Annotated in this window: 17 protein-coding genes; 8 read left to right on the top strand and 9 right to left on the bottom strand. The window is 61.2% G+C overall.

Annotated elements, in window-relative coordinates; genetic code table 11:
- Window positions 1–19 precede the first annotated feature (19 nt).
- Together sufB and RZS28_RS13700 are read right to left on the bottom strand one after the other, a co-directional pair.
- Entirely contained in the window at window positions 20–1,495 is a 1,476-nt protein-coding gene (gene sufB, locus RZS28_RS13705; protein ID WP_407338295.1) for a Fe-S cluster assembly protein SufB, read from the bottom strand.
- A 72-nt stretch (window positions 1,496–1,567) separates the two neighbouring features.
- Complete coding sequence (locus RZS28_RS13700; protein ID WP_407338294.1) at window positions 1,568–2,764, bottom strand: cysteine desulfurase family protein; 1,197 nt, start codon at window positions 2,762–2,764, stop codon at window positions 1,568–1,570.
- Between the two features lie 377 nt (window positions 2,765–3,141).
- Between RZS28_RS13700 and RZS28_RS13695 the strand changes: the two genes are divergently transcribed.
- Window positions 3,142–3,831: an alpha/beta hydrolase gene (locus RZS28_RS13695; protein ID WP_407338293.1), complete on the top strand. Its 690-nt coding sequence runs from the start codon at window positions 3,142–3,144 to the stop codon at window positions 3,829–3,831.
- A 672-nt stretch (window positions 3,832–4,503) separates the two neighbouring features.
- On the opposite strand, the gene RZS28_RS13690 is transcribed toward RZS28_RS13695, so the two are convergent.
- A complete protein-coding gene (locus tag RZS28_RS13690; RefSeq protein ID WP_407338292.1) occupies window positions 4,504–5,616 on the bottom strand; it encodes an anhydro-N-acetylmuramic acid kinase in 1,113 nt (370 codons plus the stop codon).
- Window positions 5,617–5,811: 195 nt separating this feature from the next.
- Between RZS28_RS13690 and tyrS the strand changes: the two genes are divergently transcribed.
- Both tyrS and RZS28_RS13680 read left to right on the top strand, forming a co-directional pair.
- Window positions 5,812–7,071, top strand: a complete 1,260-nt coding sequence (tyrS, locus tag RZS28_RS13685) for a tyrosine--tRNA ligase (protein WP_407338291.1) — start codon at window positions 5,812–5,814, stop codon at window positions 7,069–7,071.
- Window positions 7,072–7,365: 294 nt separating this feature from the next.
- Window positions 7,366–7,839 carry a J domain-containing protein gene (locus RZS28_RS13680; RefSeq protein WP_407338290.1) on the top strand — a complete coding sequence of 158 codons (474 nt, stop codon included), beginning with the start codon at window positions 7,366–7,368 and terminating at the stop codon, window positions 7,837–7,839.
- A 24-nt stretch (window positions 7,840–7,863) separates the two neighbouring features.
- Here the strand turns inward: RZS28_RS13680 and RZS28_RS13675 are convergent, their stop codons facing one another.
- Window positions 7,864–8,289, bottom strand: a complete 426-nt coding sequence (locus RZS28_RS13675) for a hypothetical protein (protein ID WP_407338289.1) — start codon at window positions 8,287–8,289, stop codon at window positions 7,864–7,866.
- A 434-nt stretch (window positions 8,290–8,723) separates the two neighbouring features.
- Complete coding sequence (locus tag RZS28_RS13670; RefSeq protein ID WP_407338288.1) at window positions 8,724–12,218, bottom strand: AsmA-like C-terminal domain-containing protein; 3,495 nt, start codon at window positions 12,216–12,218, stop codon at window positions 8,724–8,726.
- 372 nt (window positions 12,219–12,590) lie between these two features.
- On the opposite strand from RZS28_RS13670, the gene bcp reads away from it, so the two are divergent.
- The 4 genes from bcp (at window position 12,591) to RZS28_RS13650 (ending at window position 16,681) form a co-directional block, all read left to right on the top strand.
- The gene (bcp, locus tag RZS28_RS13665; RefSeq protein ID WP_407338287.1) at window positions 12,591–13,061 is read left to right on the top strand and encodes a thioredoxin-dependent thiol peroxidase; all 471 of its coding nucleotides are present in this window, start codon (window positions 12,591–12,593) and stop codon (window positions 13,059–13,061) included.
- A gap of 228 nt (window positions 13,062–13,289) precedes the next feature.
- Window positions 13,290–13,568 carry a hypothetical protein gene (locus RZS28_RS13660; protein ID WP_407338286.1) on the top strand — a complete coding sequence of 93 codons (279 nt, stop codon included), beginning with the start codon at window positions 13,290–13,292 and terminating at the stop codon, window positions 13,566–13,568.
- Window positions 13,569–13,905: 337 nt separating this feature from the next.
- On the top strand, window positions 13,906–14,199 hold the full coding sequence (locus tag RZS28_RS13655; RefSeq protein ID WP_407338285.1) for a DUF2946 family protein: 294 nt from the start codon (window positions 13,906–13,908) through the stop codon (window positions 14,197–14,199).
- A gap of 76 nt (window positions 14,200–14,275) precedes the next feature.
- Window positions 14,276–16,681, top strand: coding sequence for a TonB-dependent receptor (locus RZS28_RS13650; protein ID WP_407338284.1), 2,406 nt, complete (start codon window positions 14,276–14,278; stop codon window positions 16,679–16,681).
- A gap of 46 nt (window positions 16,682–16,727) precedes the next feature.
- Here the strand turns inward: RZS28_RS13650 and RZS28_RS13645 are convergent, their stop codons facing one another.
- Window positions 16,728–17,699, bottom strand: coding sequence for a helix-turn-helix domain-containing protein (locus RZS28_RS13645; RefSeq protein WP_407338283.1), 972 nt, complete (start codon window positions 17,697–17,699; stop codon window positions 16,728–16,730).
- A gap of 147 nt (window positions 17,700–17,846) precedes the next feature.
- On the opposite strand from RZS28_RS13645, the gene RZS28_RS13640 reads away from it, so the two are divergent.
- Entirely contained in the window at window positions 17,847–18,326 is a 480-nt protein-coding gene (locus RZS28_RS13640) for a hypothetical protein (protein WP_407338282.1), read from the top strand.
- Between the two features lie 50 nt (window positions 18,327–18,376).
- Here the strand turns inward: RZS28_RS13640 and RZS28_RS13635 are convergent, their stop codons facing one another.
- The 3 genes from RZS28_RS13635 to carA all read right to left on the bottom strand — a co-directional run bounded on the left by RZS28_RS13635 (window position 18,377) and on the right by carA (window position 21,583).
- Window positions 18,377–18,970 carry a DUF1134 domain-containing protein gene (locus RZS28_RS13635; RefSeq protein WP_407338281.1) on the bottom strand — a complete coding sequence of 198 codons (594 nt, stop codon included), beginning with the start codon at window positions 18,968–18,970 and terminating at the stop codon, window positions 18,377–18,379.
- Window positions 18,971–19,115: 145 nt separating this feature from the next.
- Window positions 19,116–19,967 carry a 3'(2'),5'-bisphosphate nucleotidase CysQ gene (cysQ, locus tag RZS28_RS13630; RefSeq protein WP_407338280.1) on the bottom strand — a complete coding sequence of 284 codons (852 nt, stop codon included), beginning with the start codon at window positions 19,965–19,967 and terminating at the stop codon, window positions 19,116–19,118.
- A 413-nt stretch (window positions 19,968–20,380) separates the two neighbouring features.
- Window positions 20,381–21,583, bottom strand: a complete 1,203-nt coding sequence (gene carA / locus RZS28_RS13625; protein WP_407338279.1) for a glutamine-hydrolyzing carbamoyl-phosphate synthase small subunit — start codon at window positions 21,581–21,583, stop codon at window positions 20,381–20,383.
- Window positions 21,584–21,660: the final 77 nt, after the last annotated feature.

Below are 21,660 nucleotides of genomic sequence, written 5' to 3'. Positions count from 1 at the left end.
TCGCATGCGCCGGCTCGCGTCAGCCGACGCTCCCTTCGAGGGAGATCGCGATCAGCTTCTGAGCCTCCACCGCGAACTCCATCGGCAGCTGCTGCAGAACATCGCGAACGAAGCCATTGACGATCAAAGCCGTCGCTTCTTCGGCCGAGAGCCCTCGTTGCATACAATAGAAGAGCTGATCCTCGGAAATCTTCGAGGTCGTGGCTTCATGCTCGAATTGCGTGCTGGGGTTTCTCGATTCGATGTAAGGCACCGTATGGGCGCCGCATGTGTCGCCGATCAGAAGCGAGTCGCAATTGGTGAAATTGCGCGCGCCCGTCGCCTTGCGATGCGCCGAAATCTGGCCGCGATAGGTGTTCTGCGACTTACCCGCCGAGATGCCCTTGGAGATGACCCGGCTCGTCGTGTTCTTGCCGAGATGGATCATCTTCGTCCCGGAATCGACCTGCTGCTTTCCGTTCGAAATGGCGATCGAATAGAACTCGCCGCGCGAATTGTCGCCGCGCAGAATGCAGGAGGGATATTTCCAGGTGATCGCCGAACCGGTCTCGACCTGGGTCCAGGAAATCTTCGAATTGGCGCCACGGCAATCGCCCCGCTTGGTGACGAAATTATAGATTCCGCCTTTGCCTTCGGAATCGCCCGGATACCAGTTCTGCACGGTCGAATATTTGATTTCGGCGTCGTCATGCGTGATGAGCTCGACGACCGCGGCGTGAAGCTGATTTTCGTCGCGCTTCGGCGCCGTGCATCCTTCGAGATAGGATACGTAGGAGCCCTTGTCCGCGATGATCAGCGTCCGCTCGAATTGCCCGGTGTTCTGCTCGTTGATCCGGAAATAGGTCGACAGCTCCATCGGACAGCGAACGCCCGGCGGGATGTAGACGAATGAGCCGTCGGAGAACACGGCGCTGTTCAACGTCGCATAGTAATTATCCGTCGTCGGCACGACCGAGCCGAGATATTTCTGGACGAGCTCGGGATGCGTGTGCACCGCTTCCGAGATCGGGCAGAAGATCACGCCCGCCTTGCTCAGCTCTTCCTTGAAGGTCGTCACGACAGAGACCGAGTCGAACACCGCGTCGACCGCGATCTTGCGCTCCGGATTGACGACCCCGGCCAAGGCCTCCTGCTCCTGGAGCGGGATGCCAAGCTTCGCATAGACCTTCAGCAGCTCGGGATCAACCTCGTCGAGCGACTTCGGTCCGGCCGCTGTCTTCGGAGCCGAATAGTAATAAAGATCCTGATAATCGACTTTTGGAAAATCGACGCGGGCCCACTCCGGCTCGCGCATGGTCAGCCAGCGCTTATACGCCTCGAGCCGCCATTCCGTGAGCCAAGCCGGCTCGTTCTTTTTTGCTGAAATGAACCGAACAATGTCTTCATTCAGACCCTTCGGGGCCTTGTCCGACTCAATGTCCGAGAAAAATCCGTACTTATACTCGTTAACGTCGATCGACTTGACGCGATCGACCGTCTCCTGAACCGCAGCCATACCATTCTCCTCACCTTGGCGGTTTCAAGGACCGCTGGTTGAGACCTCATTGTCAACCGGGAGAAATCCCGATCAGCTTGCGCGGCGCATTCCGTCCGCCGCTTTGCTACGCCTCGCTTTAATTACGCCGACCGCTGTTTCAAGCGCCCGAATGAACATAACACAATCTTCGACCCGCGAGTCCCAACCCAGACTGACCCGAATTGCCCCGCGCGCCAAGTCCGGCTCCACGCCCATCGCCGCCAAAACATGCGAGCGCTTCACTTTGCCGGACGAGCAGGCCGAACCCGAGGACACTGCCACGCCTTCCATGTCCAAACACATAAGCAAGACCTGTGCCTCGATGCCAGGAACCGCAAAGCAAGAGGTGTTCGGCAATCTCGCACATCCGGCGCCAAAGAAAACGGCGCCGGGGACGGCGCGCGCAATATCGGCCTCTAACCGATCGCGCCAATTGGCCAAGGCCGCCGCTTCCTGCTCGCGCCTCGTCCGGGCGGCGCGAATAGCGGCAGCCATGCCCACGATTCCGGCGGCGTTTTCGGTCCCAGCGCGAAGGCCCCGCTCCTGCCCGCCGCCGCGCACGAGCGCCTCTTCTATGTGGGAGGCCTTGGAGGCGAAGCAAAGCCCCCCGACGCCCTGCGGGCCGCCAAACTTATGCGCCGACACGACCATCGCGTCCGCGCCCAAGCGCGCGATGTCGCAATCGATCTTGCCGACGGCCTGAACCGCGTCGCAGACCAGGGCCCCGCCAATGGCGTGAACGCGTTCGGCCGCAGCGGCGACCGGCTGGATGACGCCCGTCTCATTATTGGCCGCCTGCAAAGCCAGCATCACGCGCCGCCCCGTGTGACGGAGCAACGCCCTGTCGAGCGCTTCGAGATCGAAGAGCCCGTCGCGCGTCAAGTCAATGAGCTCGACAGTCGCCGCAGGAAATCGATGCCCGGCAAGAACCGCGGCGTGTTCGCCGGCGCCCGCCAGAAGCACGTCAAACAGCCCCGCTTTCGCTCCGCCTGCCTGCATATGCGGCGTCAGCGCCAAATTGAGCGCCTCCGTCCCGCCAGACGTAAAGACGACATTGCCGGCCGGCGCATTGACGAAAGCGGCGAGCTCCGCCCGCGCCTCCTCGATCATGAGGCGCGCGGCGCGCCCTTCGGCATGGACGGAAGAAGCGTTGCCGCGCAGATCGAACGCGGCGCACATCGCCTCGCGCGCCGCCGGGTGCAAAGGCGTCGTGGCGTTATGGTCGAGATAGGCTCGCGGCCGCGGCACGGCGAAACATCCATAAAGTCAGCAAAAGAACAAACTGTCGGCGCGACGAGCAAAGTGCTTGCAATCCTTCCCAGCGAACGTGCTAAGAAAGATTTCTGGTCTCGCCTGGAGCGCCGACGTTCGGCGCGTCTCGTCCGAATTCCGCGAGCCCGACCCAAACAGTTGTAAACGCTACGTTTGCATTTAGTCGCCGCCCGGTTCGCAAGTCAAGCAAGCCGCCACGAAGGCGCGCAAGCCGCCGACGTTGCGAAATTACGCCTAGGCTCAGGGAAGACCTCGGGTCGAATTGGCTGGCGCCGGTTCGAACCTCCAGGTCTCGTCCCGGCGCCAGCCGGACGGTTTGGCTATTCTACAGTCCACTATATCAGGGAGTCACGATGCCCGAGGTCATGTTCAACGGTCCGGCCGGCCGCATCGAGGGACGGTTTCACCCCTCGACCGTGCGCGGCGCGCCGATTGCGATCATTTTGCATCCGCACCCGCAATTCGGCGGGACGATGAACAATCAAATCGTCTATAATCTTTATTATGCCTTCGCGGAGCGCGGCTTCGCCGTGTTGCGCTTCAATTTTCGCGGGGTCGGACGCTCGCAGGGCGGATTTGATCACGGCCAGGGCGAATTATCCGACGCGGCGGCGGCGCTCGACTGGGCGCAGGCGATCAACCCGGAGGCCCGCGCCTGCTGGATCGCCGGCATTTCCTTCGGGTCCTGGATCGGCATGCAGCTCCTGATGCGTCGGCCGGAGATCGAAGGCTTCGTGTCGATCGCGCCGCCGGCCAATCGGTTCGACTTCTCCTTCCTCGCGCCCTGCCCTTCGTCCGGGCTTTTCGTGCATGGCGATCAGGATCGCGTCGCGCCTTTGAAGGAAGTCACCGGCCTCATCGAGAAGCTCAAGACGCAAAAGGGCATTCAAATCGAGCATGCCGTGATCCCCGGCGCCAATCATTTCTTCGAAAATTGCGTCGAGCCTCTGATCGAGGAAGTAGGGCTCTATCTCGACCGCCGCCTCGGCAATCCGCCAAAGCTGCCGACGCCGACCCGCAGCGAGCCAGCCGAGCGGCGGTAGGACGCGGCGTGAAATGCGCAGCGCCAGAGAGGCGAAGGCCCGCGCATCCGTAGCGTCCGCCGACCAGCCGAAGGGTGGCCTGCGTCGCTATGAGCGTGACCCGCTATGGCCGCTCAAGAATCCAGGCCACGCGGCCGCGCTTACTGAAGATGTGATGTAATAACTCGGCGCGCGCCCCGCATCCCTATCACCAGCGAACGCCGACATAAGGTCGGACACCCCAAAATTGGATTGTCGGGGAATTTTTGATCCACGATATGCGGCAATCGGTTCTGTCGATATCGAAATCCGGCGAAAAATCTTTGTTAAAAGCGCCTCGGTGACGCTCGCAGGAAATTGGCGATCCGGCCCGCGCTGCGACCAAAGCGACCGTGACAATCAATAACACCAAGACGAGCAAGGCTCGGAGCTGCACGAGCCAAGCCCAAATCTTTGAGAGGACGCCCAAAGATTCGGGATGCGCTTTCTCCGGAATTGAGGTCATGACATTCTCCACGAAGAACCATTCTTCGGCGCAGCATATGGTAAGCAGCTTTGGCGTTGCCTAGAGGCAAAGCTGATTCATCTGTGGAGTGCGCCGCATGACTAATGCAGAGCGCAAGCAGCGGGTTTGTCCTGCTGTGCTGTAACTTTGCCCCGTAACCTCGCCTTCAGTCATGCGCCGAAAAAACCTCAGCGACCGTTCGGCTCGCCCAAGACGCCGCCCGACAAGGGCGCCGGCGCGCCGGTCGTCGTCGGAAAGGTGATCGGCAGGCCTTTCACGCAGCGCACCGCCAGATAGGCGAAGGCTTGGGCCTCCATGGCGTCCGCCGACCAGCCGAAAGAATCCGCGCTGGCGACCCGGCACGACAGACGCAGCGACAGCTCGCGCATCAGCGTCGGGTTGCGGGCCCCGCCGCCGCAGATGATGGCGAGCGTCGGCTGCGACGGCAAGTGCATGAAGGCGCGGGCTATCCCCGCCGCGGTAAAGGCGGTGAGGGTCGCCGCCGCATCATCGAGCCCGAGCCGAGCCACGGCGGCGCCTGAAAAATCATTGCGGTCGAGCGATTTTGGCGGCTCGAGCGCGAAAAACGCATGGGCGAGAAGCTCGCTCAAAAGCGCCTCGTCCACCTTGCCTTTCGCCGCCGCCGCTCCGTCGCGATCGATCGCCGCGCCGGTGCGCGCCAGCATCAAGTCGTCGACCAGCGCATTGCCGGGTCCTGCGTCGAAGGCGATCGGCTCCTTGTCCGCCTCGACGAAGCTCACATTGGCGATCCCGCCAATATTGATGATCGCCACGGGCTCGGCGAAACCCGCCGCGGCGGCGAGGGCGCGATGAAACACGGGCACAAGCGGCGCCCCTTGGCCGCCGCGCAAAACATCGGCGGCGCGAAAATCATAGGCGACCTTGAGCTTGAGCTTTTCGGCGAGCCCGGCGCCATCGCCGATCTGCGCGGTCAGGCCCCGCTCGGGCCGGTGCAAGACGGTCTGGCCGTGAAAGCCGATGAGATCGATCGTCGCGCGATCAATGTTCTCCGCCGCGAGAAACCGCTCCACCGCCTCGGCGTGGCGGGAGGTGACCATCGCCTCCGCCGGCGCCAAGGCTCCCGGCCTCGCGCGCCGGTCCTCGAGCGAGCGGGCGTCGTCGAGGGCGCTACGCAAAAGCGCGCGATCCTCCTGCGTGTAAGGGAAGAATCCCGCGGCGCGAAGCGCGATCGCATCTTCTCCATCGGTCTCGATGAAGGCGACGTCGACGCCATCCATTGAGGTGCCGCTCATGAGGCCTATCGCGCGGGTGAGACTCATCGCCAGGTTCTCCTCGAAACCGAACGATAACCCGAGACCTTGCCGCAGTAGGGCGAAATCAGCGCTTTGCGGCGCTTCCCTGCGCATTAAAACGCGGAGCGTTGCATAAGAGCCACGTTCCTCTTAAACCACGCCCGTCATGCGGCCGCGCGCCGGAGCCTGCTGAACTGGTAGGCGCCCTCAAAGGAATTGCTTGTGTCCGACGATTTCCGTCCCACGTCCGACTTTCTCGCCGTGCTGATCGAGCGCGGCTTTCTGCATCAATGCTCCGACCTGACCGGGCTCGATCTGAACGCGAAAAGCGGCGATCTCATCGCCTATGTCGGCTACGATTGTACGGCGCCGTCGCTTCATGTCGGCAATCTCTTGTCGATCATGATGTTGCGCTGGCTGCAGAAAACCGGCGGCAAGCCGATTGCGCTGATGGGCGGCGGCACGACGCGCGTCGGCGATCCTTCCGGCAAGGATGAGAGCCGCAAGCTCCTGCCGCTGGAGACGATTGAAGCGAACAAGCGGAGCATCAATCAGGTCTTTTCGAGATTTCTCACCTTCGGCTCAGGCAAGACAGATGCGCTGTCGCCCGACAATGCCGAATGGCTCGCAAAGCTCAATTACATCGACTTCCTGCGCGACGTCGGGCGGCATTTCTCAGTCAATCGCATGCTGGCGATGGATTCGGTGAAGCTGCGGCTCGAACGCGAGCATGAGCTCTCCTTCATCGAATTCAACTATATGTGCCTTCAGGCCTATGATTTCGTCGAGCTTCATAAGCGCTATGGCTGCGTGCTGCAGATGGGCGGCTCCGATCAATGGGGCAATATCGTCACCGGCATCGATCTCGGCCGGCGGATGGGAGCGGCCCAGCTCTATGCTTTGACGGCGCCGCTTTTGACGACCGCCTCGGGCGCAAAGATGGGCAAGACGGCCGCCGGCGCTGTCTGGCTCAACGCAGAGATGCTGCCGGTCTTCGATTATTGGCAATATTGGCGCAATTGCGAGGATCAGGACGTCGGGCGCTTCCTCAAGCTCTTCACCGAATTGCCGATGGAGGAGATCGCCCGGCTCGAAGCGCTCGGCGGCGCCGAGATCAACGAGGCCAAGAAGGTGCTGGCGACCGAGGCGACCGCCATGGTTCACGGCCGGGAGGCGGCGCTGCAAGCGAGCGAGGCGGCTAGAAAAACCTTCGAGGAAGGCGTCTTGGCGGAAAGCCTGCCCTCTATCGAAATTGCGCGCGGCGAGATCGAGGCCGGGCTTGGCGCGCTTGCGGCTTTCGTCAAGGCGGGGCTCGTCGCCTCGACCGGCGAAGCGCGGCGCCAGATCAAGGGCGGCGGCCTCAAGATCAATGACAAGACGGTCACGGATGAGCGCGCGATCATCGGCCCTGACGACGCCAAGGGCGACGTCGTCAAACTCTCGCTCGGGCGCAAACGCCATATTCTGCTGAAGCTTGTTTGACGATTTCTAGCGCATGTTCCGAAAAAGTTGATCGACTTTTTCGATCAGAACATGCTCCAAATTAACTCGCTCTAGCGGATCGATTCTGATGCTTGCTTCCCACGTGTGATAGCGGCTGGCGCGATTTGTGGCGCTCCCAGTTCTCGTCCGCCGCCGCTTTCTTTACCTGTCGCCCGCGGGGCGCGCGTCTCTGGCTTTGAACATGCATGGACGCAGGAACGGTCCAGCTATCGCGAACCCTTTCACACAAAAAGACGGGGTCGCGGCGCCGGCTCATGCATGAAAGCGCGCGGCATGACGGACAAAGAGGAATGGGTCGTCTGGAACGGCTCGATGGGAATCCTCGATACTGTAACGATCGGCCATATCGAGGAGGACGACGGCGGCAGGAGCGCCTTTCTGGCGCCGCCCTATGCCGCCGTAGGACCGTTCAGTCTTGACGAACTTGAAACGCGGGGTCGGATCGCTTTTGGCGCATGTCTTGTCATGTCGCGCCAGAGATGGCGGGAGGATCAGGACGATCTGCGCCTGGAGGCCCGAGAAAAACGCCGGGCCGCCCTGTTTAAGCTCGATTTCGACGACGATCAGGAGTACCGCGAGGTCCTGAACCTGCCGATGGAAGGCGCGCTCGAGACGGCGGAGATCAATGCCGCCTTCCGGCGGGCGGCCAAGATTGCGCATCCCGACGCCGGCGGCACCGACGAAGATTACCGTAGCATCACGGAGGCGCGCGACGCGCTGCTCGCGCAATACGCAAGCCTCTCGTAGCAGGTGAACCGCTCCGCAGAACTATCAGCGAAGATGCGCCGGCGCCTGCGGGTTATTCGCCGGATTGGTGTCATGCTTCGACAATCGCGTGATCAACTCGCCGCCGACCAGGGGCTGCAAGTCTGACTCGAGCGCGTCAGCAATCTCCTTCGCATAGACTTCATTGCCGTCGACATAGAGCGTGAAGGATTTGACGTGCTTCGCCTTCTTCTCCGGATCCTCGATCGTCACCTTGGTCCACTTATAAAGGGGAAAATGCTCCGCCCCATGCTTCTCGGCCGCCGCAACATATTCCGCGAAGGCGTCAAACTGATTTTTCAGCGTCGCATGATGCTTGGTCAGGATGTCCGTCAGCGGCTTGATCGCCTGATTGCCGGGATCGCTCCGCGCCACTTCCGCAAAGGCGTCGGCGAGATTGACCCGCACCTGATACTCCCATTGTTCGCTCATGGCTGATCTCCCTTGGCTATGACGACAATTTTGGCTTGCCGCCCTGGCGATGAGCGGATCTTGGAAGCGCATCTTATTGCTTTCGACGCGACGGCGCCTCCCGGCCGCGCAGGTCGGCTCCACGCGCCATCATCCATGAGGAGCCAGAATAGTCAAGTAGTCCCGCTAGTCCGACACAGCCAATCAAGTTCAGCTCAGTAGAGATTGCGGACGATCAATTCGCGAGATGTGGATTATTATCCTATAAAACAGGCTACGGACTATTATGTTTTGCTATTGCTCCTACACGTTCAGGGTGATGTTCTGGTTCTGAACAAATGCCAAGCTCTGAACCCCAACTGGCGGGCGCTAGAACATTCTATCTTTTAATTATAGCCACACTATCGGCCCCATGGCCGACGACCGTGCGCAAAGCGACCTCGCCCGCGCGCGCCCTATTGCCGGACCGGTCCCGACGGCGCGAAATTCGGGCCGACGCCAAAAATCTGGCGGAAGATTCCTGGCGCAATCGCGGATAGCGGATTGATGTTGAGGGTCGGCGCGCTGACCGCGCCTTCAACCCGGTAATTGACGCCGATCAGCCCTTCATTCGCGCCGCCGCCGAGGATGAGGCCGAAGACCGGAATCTGCGAAAACAGATTATTGACCGCATAGGCTGGCACGAACGTGCCTCGCATATCGACTCGGTCATGCGCGTAATCGAGCCAGCCGTCGACGGTGAGGCCAAAGGATTCGCCATGCATCGTGCCGTCGCGCAGATCGAGCCTAGTGCCGACGCGTTGGAACTGAACCTGCAATTTCGCGAAAGGCATGGCGCCGGCGTCGATCTTTCGACTACGAGCGGCGTCGGCCGACGGGACCCCTTCGGCGACAAGTCGGCGCAGGGCCGGCTCGTCGCGCAAGACAAATGAATCGATCTCCAGCACGCCGGCCATGGAGTCGGGGCTGAGCCTCATGCCGACCGAAAGGCGCCCGCGCTCCATATGCTTGTAGAGGTCGACGAAAGACAAAAGCGTGCCGGCGTCGTCGGACATGAAATTGATCTGCGGGGCGGCGGGATAGCCTGTCAGATTGCCCGAAACCGATTCGCGCCCAAACAGTCCGGCGAAGGAAAACTGCTTGATCTGATCGTCCCGCCGCGCAACCCTCAATTCGGCTCCGGTGATGACCTCCTTGTTATAGCCGCTCATGAGGCCGGACTTGAGGTCGAGCTCGATCTCCTTGATGGCCGTCGGGTCCTTGACCGCTCCGGGATCTATTGGCGGCGGCGCGTCCTTATGTTCCCCGCCCGCGGCCGCGGCATTTGGCTCCGGCGAGGCGGAAATCAGCCATTTCAAGAAAGGCCTCGCGTCGATCGTGGCGCCGCGGGCCATGACTTTCATGCTGTCGCCGACCCTTGTCGCGTCGATCTTGATGTCGTCGCCGGGAGAGAACTTGACTTGAGACAGTCTGACCGAAGCCAGCGATTGGTCGGGGCCGAACTCGACCGCGCCCCGCGCCTGGATCGCGCCGGCATCGAGAACGACCTGGTCGAGCAAGGTCGAATTCTCATTGACGGCGAGCGAGAACTTCGCCTTGCCTGGCCGCCCAGCCGGTTTCGATACGCCGAGCAAATCGAACGTGGCATGGGTCAGATCGAGCTCGACTTGGGCTTTGAGCCTTTCGCCGGCGCCGAGCGGGGCGCTTAGCGTCGCGCCGATCGGACCGCTCAAGCCGGGCGCCACGAGGTTTTGCTTCGCCCGCGCGGCGTCGTCCAGGATCAGGCTGATGGATGCGTCGGCCGGCTTGCCTTTCGGGTGCGTTATGTCGATCGTTGCAGGTCCGCCGAACATCCGGCCTTGTCCGGTCGCATGCAAGCCGGCCGGATCGAACGAAACCATGAGGGTCGCGGCGTCGAGCTTTTCCTTGCCGATCAGATTTTCCGCGGTGAAATTCGTGACCGCCGCATTGATCTTCAGGCTGACGTCGGCCGGACCCATGTTGGGGCCGAGATTCAAATCGATCTCGAGCTTGCCGTCGACCTGTCCCTTCAAGGTCGACTGGTCGATTGGCAGGCTCGCATAGGGCTTCAGCGCGTCGCGCGACAGAAGATCGCCGATCGTCTCGACGCTGCTCGAAACCTTGGCCATGATCACGCCGGGGGTCGGCTGCAAAGCGGCGTCCGCGATGTGGAAGCTGCTGCCTTCCGCCACGGTGAGCAGGCGCCCTTCGCCTGCGTCAATGACCCCTGCGTTCGTCGTCGTGAAGGTCGAAGTGCGGCCGGTGATATGGCCAACTCCGTCCACGCCGCGCAGATATGGCACTCCGGACAGGAAATCCAGGCTTCCGTTCGCCACCGTGAAATCGAGCACGATCGCGTCATCTGGCGGCGGATGCTCGGCGCGCATCGCCGCCATATCGGCCGCGCTGAAATCGAGCCGCAACGTGGCTGTCTGGAGGATCCCTTCCTTTGCGTGAGAGATAAGATAGGAGCGGACCGGCGCGACAATGAACGAGGGCCATAAGCGCGTCGCGACGGAGACCGGCGTCGGCGAAATCGAGGCGCCGAGCCGAAGATGCGGACCATTCGTCCACTCGACCTCTCCCGCCATGGCGAAGCCGCATTCGGGACCGCTGAACGAAAAACGATCGATGAAGAACGTCTTCTCGGTGGGGAAGACCCTTCCCTTCAATTCGCTGCGATCAATCTCGACCGGCTTCTGGCCTGGCCGCTCCGGCGCCGCGATATTGCGCTCAGCGCTGCGCAGATCGATCGACCAAGGATCGCCCTCTCGATCCGGCAGCGCCACAAAGCCAGATACGGCGGCATGAGTGCCTCCTGCGGCAAGCGTCGAACGATCAATCACGATGCGGCGCGTCGCTGCGTCCCAATGAAAGCCGCCATGAATGGCGTCGACCATCATGGGTTCATCATTTGGATCGTCAAAGCGGAGAAAGCCCGCGCCGAAATCGAACTTGCCGGCCGCCTCCAAAAGCGAGCCGTCTGCGTTGAGGCCGAGATTGACTTTCGCCGAGACCGGCATGTCAAATTCGGCGCCGATCGAACGCGCGCCCGTCGCGAGCAGGATTTCATCCAGCGACAAGTTGCGCAGCGACAGCATGAGCCTGCGCTCCGCGCCCGGAGCCCCGCTCGCCAGGCCATTGGCTTCCCAGCGGCCATTCGGCCCGTCGACCGACAGGTTGAAAGTCGTGGTTCCGGACGATTTGTCGAATCCGAGCTTCACCCCGTTGAAGACCATGGTCTGATCGGCCGTGCGGTCGTCGATCACCAAGCGGCCGCGCGCAATGCCGACGCGATCAATGGCGGCGATCGGGCTCCCAGGGTTGGTCAAGGTATCGATCAGCAACCGGATCGACGCGGCCATCTGCTTCACGATCAAGTCCCGCGGCCGCATCGCCGCCGGAAGCATCGGGGACGCGAAGCCTTCAGCGCCCTCCTTCGCGGTCTTTGACGGCGCGGGGCTCTGTTGCGTAAGAGCCTCGGCCAGCGGCGGCGTAAGGGGGATAGTTTCCTTGGACTCGGGCGCGACCGGCAGCGCCAGCGAGCCGTCAGGCAGCAAAGCCATATGCAGCTCGACGTCGAAGATTTCGAGCCGCTTCGGCGTCACTCGGCCGGCGATGAGCGAGAGGAGATCGACCGAAACTTCCGCGCGAGGTGCGGTCAATATGGTCTTGCCGGAGCCGTCCTTCAGCGAAAGCCCGTCGACGCTCAAGGTGGGCGAATAGCCCCGCTTGACGATGGAGGCGCGGCCGAGCCTGAAATCATAGCCATGGCCGAAACGGTCATCGAGGGCGCTGGCGATCTCGGCGCCTAGGCCGGAAATCGAGATGGGCCCCTGCGTCAGGCGGGCGACGAAAAGCCCAGCGACGATCACCGCCAGCGCGAGGCAGCCAAGCGTCAGATAGCAGGTCGACCAGGCGAGCCGCACGGCGCGGCAAGGCTTCCTCGACGCGGCCGGGCAAACGGCGCTCCCCCTCCTCGTCCGCCAGGGCAGCCACGGGCCCGGCCGCGCCGGCTGTTCCTCACGTTGCTCGACCAACCGCGCGCGGCCTTTCCGTAGCAAGCTGAATTTGAGAGCTTTCACTTTACGCGAACAGGCCGCGCTTGTCGAAAAGCATGGCGCGCCGAAACAGACTCTTCAACAAGGCAGGATCTTTTTTGAGAACAAGACGGTCAAGATCAAGAAATCGTGTAAAACTAATCCAAGAATTTCGGGCGGATACGCTCCGTCGACGATAGATCCGAAACAGGCTGATCCGCTAGGGAAATTGGCCTTTTATTGCGACGAAAGGAAGGCGAAATGGGCAAGAAACTGGCGCTGGGCGACAAGGCCCCTGACTTTGCGCTGCCCGATGACGCCGGCGGCAAGGTTTCGCTTGCAAGCTTCGCCGGCAAGAAACTCGTTCTCTACTTCTATCCGAAAGACGACACCTCGGGTTGCACCAAGGAGGCGATCGATTTCAACGGCCTCAAAGCCGAGTTCGAGAAGGCCGGCGCGGCGATCCTCGGCGCATCGCCTGATTCGGCGGCGAGCCACGCCAAGTTCAAAGCCAAGCACAACCTCGACCTCTCCCTCGCCTCCGACGAATCGAAGGCAATGGTCGAGGCCTATGGCGTGTGGGTCGAAAAGAGCATGTACGGACGGAAATATTTCGGCGTGGAGCGCACGACCTTCCTCATCGGCCCTGACGGCAAGATCGCGAAAATATGGAGCAAGGTGAAAGTTCCCGGCCATGCGGCGGCGGTTCTCGCCGAGGTCAAGGCGCTTTGAGAACCATATTCCGTAAGAGCCTTGGAAAAGCCAAGGCCTGGACTATGGAGCCCGGCAAGGCCATGCCGCTTGCCTCGGCCCGGCTTGGCGCGCGGCCCGCGCCGCCCAAATTTTTTCGTCAAACTGACGAATTTTAGTTGAATACAACTATAACTTGAATATTATCACGATCAGTCGCATTCCGCGCACCGATCGTCGAACCTCTTTGTTAAATGGGCTGGCCAAAACATGCTCAAGCCGAACATGCTTACGCAATTGAAAATGGGCGAGGCCGGCCGCGGGTTTGGCGCGCCGACTTCCGCGGGATGCGGGCCGGTCGAGTGCGCCGGGACGGACGCGGGCGCGCAATCCACCGCCCTCTACATCGCGCAAATGACGGGCGAACTGGCCCGGCTCGCGCATTTCGGGCGCCTCGGTTTATTGACTCATCTGCTCGAAATGGCGCGGCTCGAAGCCGAGATCTGCTGTCTCCCGGAAAGGACGCCCCAACTCCCGTCTAACGGATGAAGCCCGCCCTTGTCGGAGCGATCCACTGATCTCGCTCGAGCCCGGAGCGGCAATGAATTTCGGCTAAGCTCGGCCGAAGCTGTTGCCTTGAAACCACACCAAAAAGTTGTTCCAACCTCGCTCCGGGCGAATGGCTTTGCAAGCATGACCGAAACCGCTAGCTAGAGCTTGGAACTCCTTAAGCTGACGAAACACCGAGCGCGTCCTTGACGCCGGTTAGATCAGCACATGGACAGGCGAGGCTGACGCGTTGCGGAGAAGAATTCGTTCAGCCGTCCCAATTTTCTTGATCGCGCTTCTGATGCAGATATGGGCGCCGGTCGGCGCGTGCCTGGCCATGTCCTCCGCATTGGATCCCAACTTCGCGGGAGCCCTTTGCGCGCATCCTGACGACGCCGTCGACGGGCAAGGATCGCCTGCGGGCGGCGGAGAGCACGGACATCATTCGTGCTGCCCGATCTGCGCGCCAGCCCATTCCAACATTGCGCCGCTCGTCGTTGCGATCGTCGCGCTCATCTTCGCGCCGGCGGCCCCGCCTCGGCGAATCGCGCCGACCATCGCGGCCTCTATTCCACCCGCGCTTTGGATCGTCCTCTCCGCGCGACCGCGCGCCCCGCCCGCTTTCTCCTGACCGACGCCACCGCGGCCTCAAGCCGCGTCATCCGTTTCGGCAACTCGGCTTCGCCGCCGAGATCAGGAGTCTTTTCATGTCACGCAATCATGCCTTGCGCAGCGTTAGCCCGCTCGCGCTAACGATAGCCCTTGTCCTCCACGTTTCGGCCGCCCAGGCGCAACAAGTCGAAGAACTCCCCGCAATTGACGTGGCGGGACAAAGCGAAGCGGCCGCGCCGGCCGCTAATGTCCCCGTTTCTGGAGCCGCCGTCGTCGCCCCGCCGCCCATTGTTCAGAAATATCAGCTTCCGGTCATGGTCGACAGCATAACGGCGCAACGGATCGAGGAAACGATCAACATCGTGGACCCCGAGGACGCCGTTAAATATATGCCGAGCCTCTTCGTCAGAAAACGCAACGAGGGCGATAACCAGGCTGTGCTGGCGACCCGGACCTGGGGCCTCAATTCGAGCGCGCGAACGCTCATTTACGCCGACGACATTCTCCTTTCCACACTGATTGGAAACAACAACTCATACGCCGCCCCGCACTGGAACCTCGTCGCGCCGGAATCGATCGAGCGCATCGATTTTCTCGAAGGACCCTTCGCCGCCGCCTATCCGGGGAATTCGATGGGCGGCGTGATGCTGATCACCACCAAAATGCCGGACAAGCTGACCATGACCGCCAAGCAGACGGAAGCGCTGCAGCACTTCAGCCTGTATGGCACCGATGCGAATTACCGGACCGACCAAACCAGCGCGACGATAGGCGATCGGATCGGAATCTTTTCCTGGTTCGCCAGCGCGAACTATCAGAACAGCTACTCTCAGCCGCTGACCTACACGACAAACGCGACGCCCCCCGCAGGGACCCTAGGAACATTTGGCGCACTGACCAAACAGGGCCTGCCAGCCGATGTCGTTGGCACAGGCGCCTTGCTTCACACGAACGAGGTGAGCGCCAATCTCAAGCTCGCCTTGGACTTCACGCCTTGGCTGCGCGGAACTTATCAGATCGGCTTCTGGTCCTATGACGCAAGCTCGAGCCCGCAGACCTATCTGACCTCGACCGCCACGGGAGGTCCGACCTTTGGCAAAGTATCTGGTTTCGCCAGCGCCGAATACACTTGGCTCGAGCAGCATTTGGCCAATGCGGTTTCGCTGAGGAGCGATACGCGTGGAGCACTTGATTTCGATATTTCGGCGTCCACCTATGACTATCTGACCGACATCCAGAGAAATCCCTTCTCGGTGACGCCGGTAGGCGTCGGCTTCACGCAAAACGGCAGGATCACCCGCCTGGACGGGACGAATTGGGAGAACGTCGACTTCAAAGGGATCTGGCGCCCCTTCGGCGTGAATGGCGCGAACGAGGTCAGCTTCGGCCTGCATGGCGACCGGTATTATCTGAACAACCCGACCTATCAGACAACCACCTGGAACGCTGGATCGAATACGGGCACTGGCTTCCTCTATTCGGACGGGCTCGGCCAAACTGAGACGGGAGGCCTTTGGGCCCAGGACGTCTGGAAGATCATCCCCGACCTAAAATTGACTCTGGGCGGCCGCCTTGAGAGCTGGAAGGCATCCGACGGATTCAATCTGGCGACGACACAGAATACAACAGTAGGAAGCCCGACGGTCGGCACCATCACGTCTTCGAAAGGCACATACCAGCCGGAGCTCCACGCGGTGGATTTTTCGCCCAAAGCCTCGCTGTCCTGGCAGCCAAACAAGGAATGGGAGATCACCGGATCGTTCGGCGACGCCTATCGCTACCCGACCGTTCAGGAGCTTTACGCGATCTCAACCTCGGGCGCGAACTACGTCATCCCCAACCCCTATCTCACGCCCGAACAGGACCTCGTCGGGGAGATCGACATCGAACGCAAGTGGGAGGACGGCAAGGTGCGCCTCTCCTTATTCCATGAGAACACCTTCAACGCCCTCATTTCGCAAACCAACACAGCGACCTTGAGCAATGGCGCACAAGGCACGGTCTCATCCGTCGCCAATGTCGCCCAGACCCAGAATCAAGGCGTCGAGCTCTCAGCGCAAAAGGACAATGTGCTGATCAGGGGGATGCAGATCTTCGGCAGCGTCACCTATGTCGATTCGCATATTTTGTCCGATCCAACATGGGCCGGGACCAATCCCTTCACCGGATTGCCGGACAGCGTGGTTGGAAAGCACGTGCCCTACGTCCCCGTGTTTCGGTCGACCTTTGGGATGACTTATCGTCCAGACCCATATTGGGCCTTCACGCTGGCGGCGCGCTACAGCGGCAAGCAATATTCGACCTTGGACAACACCGACGTCATTTCGAATGTTTATGGCGCGTTCGACAATTTCTTCGTCGTCGACTTGCGCGTTCACTACAGCGTCAACGACAACGTGTCGCTGGATTTTGGCGTCGACAATCTGAACAACGAAACATACTTTCTTTTCCACCCCTTCCCCAAGAGAACCTTCGTCGCGGATGCGAAAGTCAAGTTCTGACGGTCGGCGCTGTCGCGAGGCGTCGAACGCGCCGGCGCAGATGTCCTCACAGGCGGCCAGGCGCAGCCGCGGCGCCTCGCCGATAGTCGCGTGGAGAGACGCCGAAGCGTTCCTTGAAGGACCGGCTGAAATGGGCCAGATCGTTGAAGCCCCAGGTAAATGCGATGTCGGAAATGCTATGGCCGGCGCGAGCTGAGGAGAGCAAATCCTTGCGGCAATTTTCGAGCCTTCGCATCCAGACATAGCGCATCAGGGTTGCTCCCTCGTCTTTGAAAATGTCATTGACGTAGCGCGATGAGAGTCCGACTCCGCTGGAGATAGCGGCGGCGTCAAGGTCGGGATCGCGCAGGTTTCGCTCCACGAATTGCTTGATCCTGCTTAGCGTCATCTCGCGATTTCGGGATGACGCCGCGGCCTCCTGCCGCATCGAAGCCAGCGTCAGAGTCAGAAAGTCCGCGCAATGTTCGGACAGAGCGGCAAACTCGCTTGACGGCAGTTCCCCGGCGCGACGCGCCGTCGAACGTATGAAATCCGCCGTCACCGCGCCCATTCCCGCGTTGCCAGGAATGCGCTGCGCCGTGCAACGCTCGACACCCGCTAGCCTCTCCTTAAGGAGAGGACGAGGGATGGACACAATCAATTTCGAAAAGCTCGCCGGGCAAAAAATTCGATGCGGCCGTGTTGCATCGTATAGAGTCATATCGCCGGGCTGTAGGAAAACCTCCCGTCCGTCCTGCTCCAGCTTGTATTCGCCGGAAAGTAGAACAACCGCGAAATAAGCATCATGACCGTTTTGCATCGGCTCGTTGGGCAAGCGTTCGATGCCAATGGCGTTGGATCGTATCGAGGAAAGCCGCAGCTCGCTCCACGGATAGATCGTCATCTCGTTGAACAAGGGGCCGGCGGCGGGGGGCATGATTTCGACATTTGCATATTCGCGGCCGATCACCTCGCGCAGCCAGTCGCGCCTTTGGCGGATCGGAAGATCCTCCGTCGAAAGCTTAACGCCGCTGGCCATCCAATTCGTCCGCTTCGCTCCTGCCCGCCTATGGATCGCAAATAGAAACAGCCGTTTCAATCAAGTTTTTGCGCCGTTCGAGCCAACCGCCAAAAAGCGCGACGTCTTATGCTGCCGCAATCTTATGCCGGCAAAATCGAGGCGCATATGAAACAGAGCTCGCAGGATCGTCTGAATATCGAACTGATCAGGGGGGCCGCGCTATGGTTATTGGCGGCTTTGGCATTGGCATGGTGCCTTGTGGGGCTGAACCTCGGCGTTCCTGCTTTAAAGGCGATCTTCGCAGGCAAGCAGATAAGGCTGGTTCAGGCGCATATCGATTTCCTGCTCATGACCGCCTTGATCTTGGGGATCTACGCCGCCAAGGCGCCGCTGCATTGGACCTTGCGCTGGTCGATGGTCCTCGGCGCCTTCGGCAACTCGAGCCTCTTCCTGCTGCAGGCCATATTTCCCGCCTTCGATGCGCCGGCCCCCGCGGACGGGCAGTTCGCTCTAGCCTTTCGCATCTACACGTTCGCGAGCGTCACCATGACGACCTATGGATTTGGCGGGGCGGCGATCAGCATCTTGCGGTGGACATTTCGAAGCGCGCCCGCCAGCTCCGTCATTGGAGGGCGACCTTCGTGATCCTCAAATGACCCCAGGGGAGCGGCCCGCAGGCCGCCGCTCCGATGAGATCAGAACGGGTTCCAGGTCGAGGCCGGCGTGAATTTCAGGTAGCTGACATTAAAGCCGAGGCGCACGCCAATCCCGGACCGGATCGGCACGACATAAACATTGTCGTTGACGAGCGCGGTCATGGCGAATCCGCCGACGATATAGGCGGAGCCATCGACGCCGCCATAGCGCCGAAAGATCGCCTCGGTCGCCGGCAGATTATAGACCAGCATCATAGTGCGATCGCCATCGGCTCCGGCGTCGAGGCCGAGCGAAGGTCCTTGCCAAAACACCCGCAGATCGCCGGCGTTGCGCGTATGCATCACGCCTTCGCCGTAGCGCAGGCCGCCGATGAACGCGCCGGTTGCTTCCTGACCCAGAATATAGCCGTTTGGCCGGCCCCATTGCTTGGTCGCGTTTTCGACGACATCCGCGAGACCGCGCGAGATGGAGCCGAAGAAACGATGGCCGTTCCCCATAATCTCGTCCGGGGAATAGTCGTCCGGCCTTCCCGGCTGCGCATTCGCCAGCGCGGCGCTCATGTTCACAGTCAGGCCGGAGATCCCGGCGGCCAGAGCGGCAAGCTGCAGCGTCAATTCTCTTCGCGTTTGCATATGTCGTCCTCCGCGAAACAGGCGCGTTCTTGACCTTCGTCAATTTGCCTAGATACGGAGCTTTGAAGCAATGGCGTTAAGGAAAGATTGACGCTTACTCCGGTCGAAAGATTGCGGTGCCCTAAGCGCCGCTCGGAGCAATGCGCTATGCGACGCTCGCGCGCGGATCGCCCCAGGCGACGAAAGGTCCGTTTCTGAACTGCGCTCCGGCTTTGCCATATTGCAATGGCCGCTGCTCGCGATCGAGGACAATGCCGCCAGCCGCGCGCAAGACGGCGTCGCCCGCCGCCGTATCCCATTCCATGGTCTGGCCAAAGCGCGGATAGACATCGGCGTCGCCTTCGGCGACAGCGCAAAATTTCAACGAGGAGCCGGCCGCGCGCCGCTCATGGATCGGGAGCTGCGCAAGAAAAGCCTCCGTCTCGGGATCGGAGTGAGACCGGCTCGCGAGCGCCGTCAGCCCTTGACGCGGAGCCGGCCGCACATGGATTTCCCGGCGCTCGGAGGGCGGTGGGAGAGGCGCGCCCGGGGCGACGATGCAGGAGGAGGCCTTCGCGCCTCCGACCCAGAGTTGCCGGAGCGCCGGGGCGTAAACGACGCCGGCCCGAGGCTCGCCCTCGACGATCAGTCCGATATTGATGGTGAACTCGCCATTGTGGCTGAGGAATTCCCGCGTCCCGTCGACCGGATCGACAAGAATGAACGTCGAGCCGGGCACTGTCTTCTTGCCGTGAGCGGCGGCCTCTTCGGCGAGAACCGGCAGCTCCGGCAGACGCGCCGCGAGGCGCTCCAGGATGATCGCCTCGGCATTTTCGTCGGCGTCGCAGACCGGGCTTTTGTCCGGCTTGCGCCGCGCATGGCTGTCGCAGGAATAGACGGCCATTACCGCGACGGCGGCCTCGATCGCGATTTCGGCGAAGATTTCCGCTATGGCGTCGCGATCGATCGATCGGCCATTGGGCCCGATCTTGTTCGCAGGAGACAGTTCAAGAGCCATTATTTATGTCGGTTCAAAGGGCGTTTCGGCATTCGGCCAGAACGGCGCTCGATCTATGATTTCACGCGCCTCGGCGCCCGTTTCGCTTGGATGGGCTCTCTCGATTGACGAGGAGCTGCGCCAGATCAATGAGTTGCAGCATATTCCCATCAATTTTCGAAACATGCCACAATAGCGCCCGATTCGTGCGAACCGTTTTTTACCCTACGATTTGTTCGATTGAATAGGAAGTTCTTTTCGATCAATTTCTGAAATACTCTTAAAGTTATGGTCAAAACTTCGTGCTTTGTTGCAGCGCGGGATCAACCTTCGCGCGGTCAAGCTGAACAGGCCCTTAATACATCGCGCGGCAAGACCAACCGCTGCGTCGCGCGCCCGAGCCTCGCCATCGGCGTCAGACCGCCGCCCGACATTCAAGACGAATGTATTTTCGCCTTTTCCATCAAATCGACGAAGCGCCGAAACAGATAATGGCTGTCGCGCGGGCCGGGCGAGGCCTCCGGGTGATGCTGCACCGAAAAAGCCGGACGATCGGTCAGTTCCAGCCCGCAATTCGAGCCGTCGAACAGTGACCTATGGGTTTCCCGCGCATTGGCCGGCAGGCTCGCCGCATCGACGGCGAAGCCGTGATTCATCGAGACGATTTCGACCTTGCCGGTGGTGAAATCCATGACCGGATGATTGGCGCCGTGATGGCCCTGCCGCATTTTCGTGGTTTTCGCGCCAATCGCGAGGCCCAGCATCTGATGGCCGAGGCAGATGCCAAAGGTCGGGATCCTGCTTTCGAGCAGAGCCTTGATCACGGGAACCGCATATTTTCCGGTTTCGGCCGGATCCCCGGGTCCATTTGAAAGAAATACGCCGTCCGGCCGCAGCGCGCGGATCGCGTCCGCCTCTGTCGTCGCCGGCACGACGGTCACGGCGCAGCCGGCTTCGGTCAAGAGACGCAAAATATTGCGCTTGACGCCATAGTCGATGGCGACAACCTTGAATTTGCCGCCGTTCCTCGAGGGGTAGCCATGCTCCGGAGTCCAGGCCGCTTGCGTCCAGTCGTAGCGCTCAGCCGCGGTGACGCTTGGCGCGAGGTCCATCCCTTCGAGCCCCGGCCATTGCCGCGCTTTCTCGCGCAGGCGCTCGACGTCGAAGACACCATCGGGGGAATGGGCGATGACGGCGTTGGGCATGCCGTTCTCGCGGATATAGGCCGTGAGCGCGCGCGTATCGAGGCCACAAAGGCCGATGATTCCACGGTCCTTCAGCCACGGCTCCAAATGCCGCGTCGCGCGATGATTGGACGGCGCGGTGATCGGCGCATGGAGAATGACGCCGCGAACCCTCTCGCTCGATGCGAGATTGCTCGTCTCGACATCCTCCTCATTGACGCCGACATTGCCGATATGAGGAAAAGTGAAGGTTATGATCTGGCCGGCGTAGGACGGGTCAGTGAGGATTTCCTGATAGCCGGTCATGGCTGTGTTGAAACAGACTTCGCCGACCGCCTCGCCTGTCGCGCCCAATCCGAAACCCTCCAGGACGAGGCCGTTGGCCAAAACGAGAAGGGCTGTGGCGCGCGGCTTGCGCCAGAAGGTCGCCGCGTGATCTTGATCCTGCGTCATGCTCGCTCTACACCCGTGCGTTCCGCCCCGCTCCGGCGCGGACTGAGCGCGGAGCGAATGACAAGCCGGGTGATTTC

The sequence above is a fragment of the Methylocapsa polymorpha genome (genome assembly GCF_045689225.1).
Taxonomy (GTDB): domain Bacteria; phylum Pseudomonadota; class Alphaproteobacteria; order Rhizobiales; family Beijerinckiaceae; genus Methylocapsa; species Methylocapsa polymorpha.
Note: the sequence above shows the minus strand (reverse complement) of the source record. Positions and strands in the feature narration are given on the sequence as shown.

What these genes read in the sequence shown, in the direction of transcription:
- RZS28_RS13650 (WP_407338284.1), top strand. Translation starts at nt 14,276, where the DNA reads ATGTCACGCAATCATGCCTTGCGCAGCGTTAGCCCGCTCGCGCTAACG.
- sufB (WP_407338295.1), bottom strand. Translation starts at nt 1,495, where the DNA reads ATGGCTGCGGTTCAGGAGACGGTCGATCGCGTCAAGTCGATCGACGTT.
- RZS28_RS13645 (WP_407338283.1), bottom strand. Translation starts at nt 17,699, where the DNA reads ATGGCCAGCGGCGTTAAGCTTTCGACGGAGGATCTTCCGATCCGCCAA.
- bcp (WP_407338287.1), top strand. Translation starts at nt 12,591, where the DNA reads ATGGGCAAGAAACTGGCGCTGGGCGACAAGGCCCCTGACTTTGCGCTG.
- RZS28_RS13675 (WP_407338289.1), bottom strand. Translation starts at nt 8,289, where the DNA reads ATGAGCGAACAATGGGAGTATCAGGTGCGGGTCAATCTCGCCGACGCC.
- cysQ (WP_407338280.1), bottom strand. Translation starts at nt 19,967, where the DNA reads ATGGCTCTTGAACTGTCTCCTGCGAACAAGATCGGGCCCAATGGCCGA.
- RZS28_RS13635 (WP_407338281.1), bottom strand. Translation starts at nt 18,970, where the DNA reads ATGCAAACGCGAAGAGAATTGACGCTGCAGCTTGCCGCTCTGGCCGCC.
- RZS28_RS13655 (WP_407338285.1), top strand. Translation starts at nt 13,906, where the DNA reads ATGTCCTCCGCATTGGATCCCAACTTCGCGGGAGCCCTTTGCGCGCAT.
- RZS28_RS13695 (WP_407338293.1), top strand. Translation starts at nt 3,142, where the DNA reads ATGCCCGAGGTCATGTTCAACGGTCCGGCCGGCCGCATCGAGGGACGG.
- RZS28_RS13660 (WP_407338286.1), top strand. Translation starts at nt 13,290, where the DNA reads ATGCTCAAGCCGAACATGCTTACGCAATTGAAAATGGGCGAGGCCGGC.
- RZS28_RS13640 (WP_407338282.1), top strand. Translation starts at nt 17,847, where the DNA reads ATGAAACAGAGCTCGCAGGATCGTCTGAATATCGAACTGATCAGGGGG.
- RZS28_RS13680 (WP_407338290.1), top strand. Translation starts at nt 7,366, where the DNA reads ATGACGGACAAAGAGGAATGGGTCGTCTGGAACGGCTCGATGGGAATC.
- carA (WP_407338279.1), bottom strand. Translation starts at nt 21,583, where the DNA reads ATGACGCAGGATCAAGATCACGCGGCGACCTTCTGGCGCAAGCCGCGC.
- RZS28_RS13690 (WP_407338292.1), bottom strand. Translation starts at nt 5,616, where the DNA reads ATGAGTCTCACCCGCGCGATAGGCCTCATGAGCGGCACCTCAATGGAT.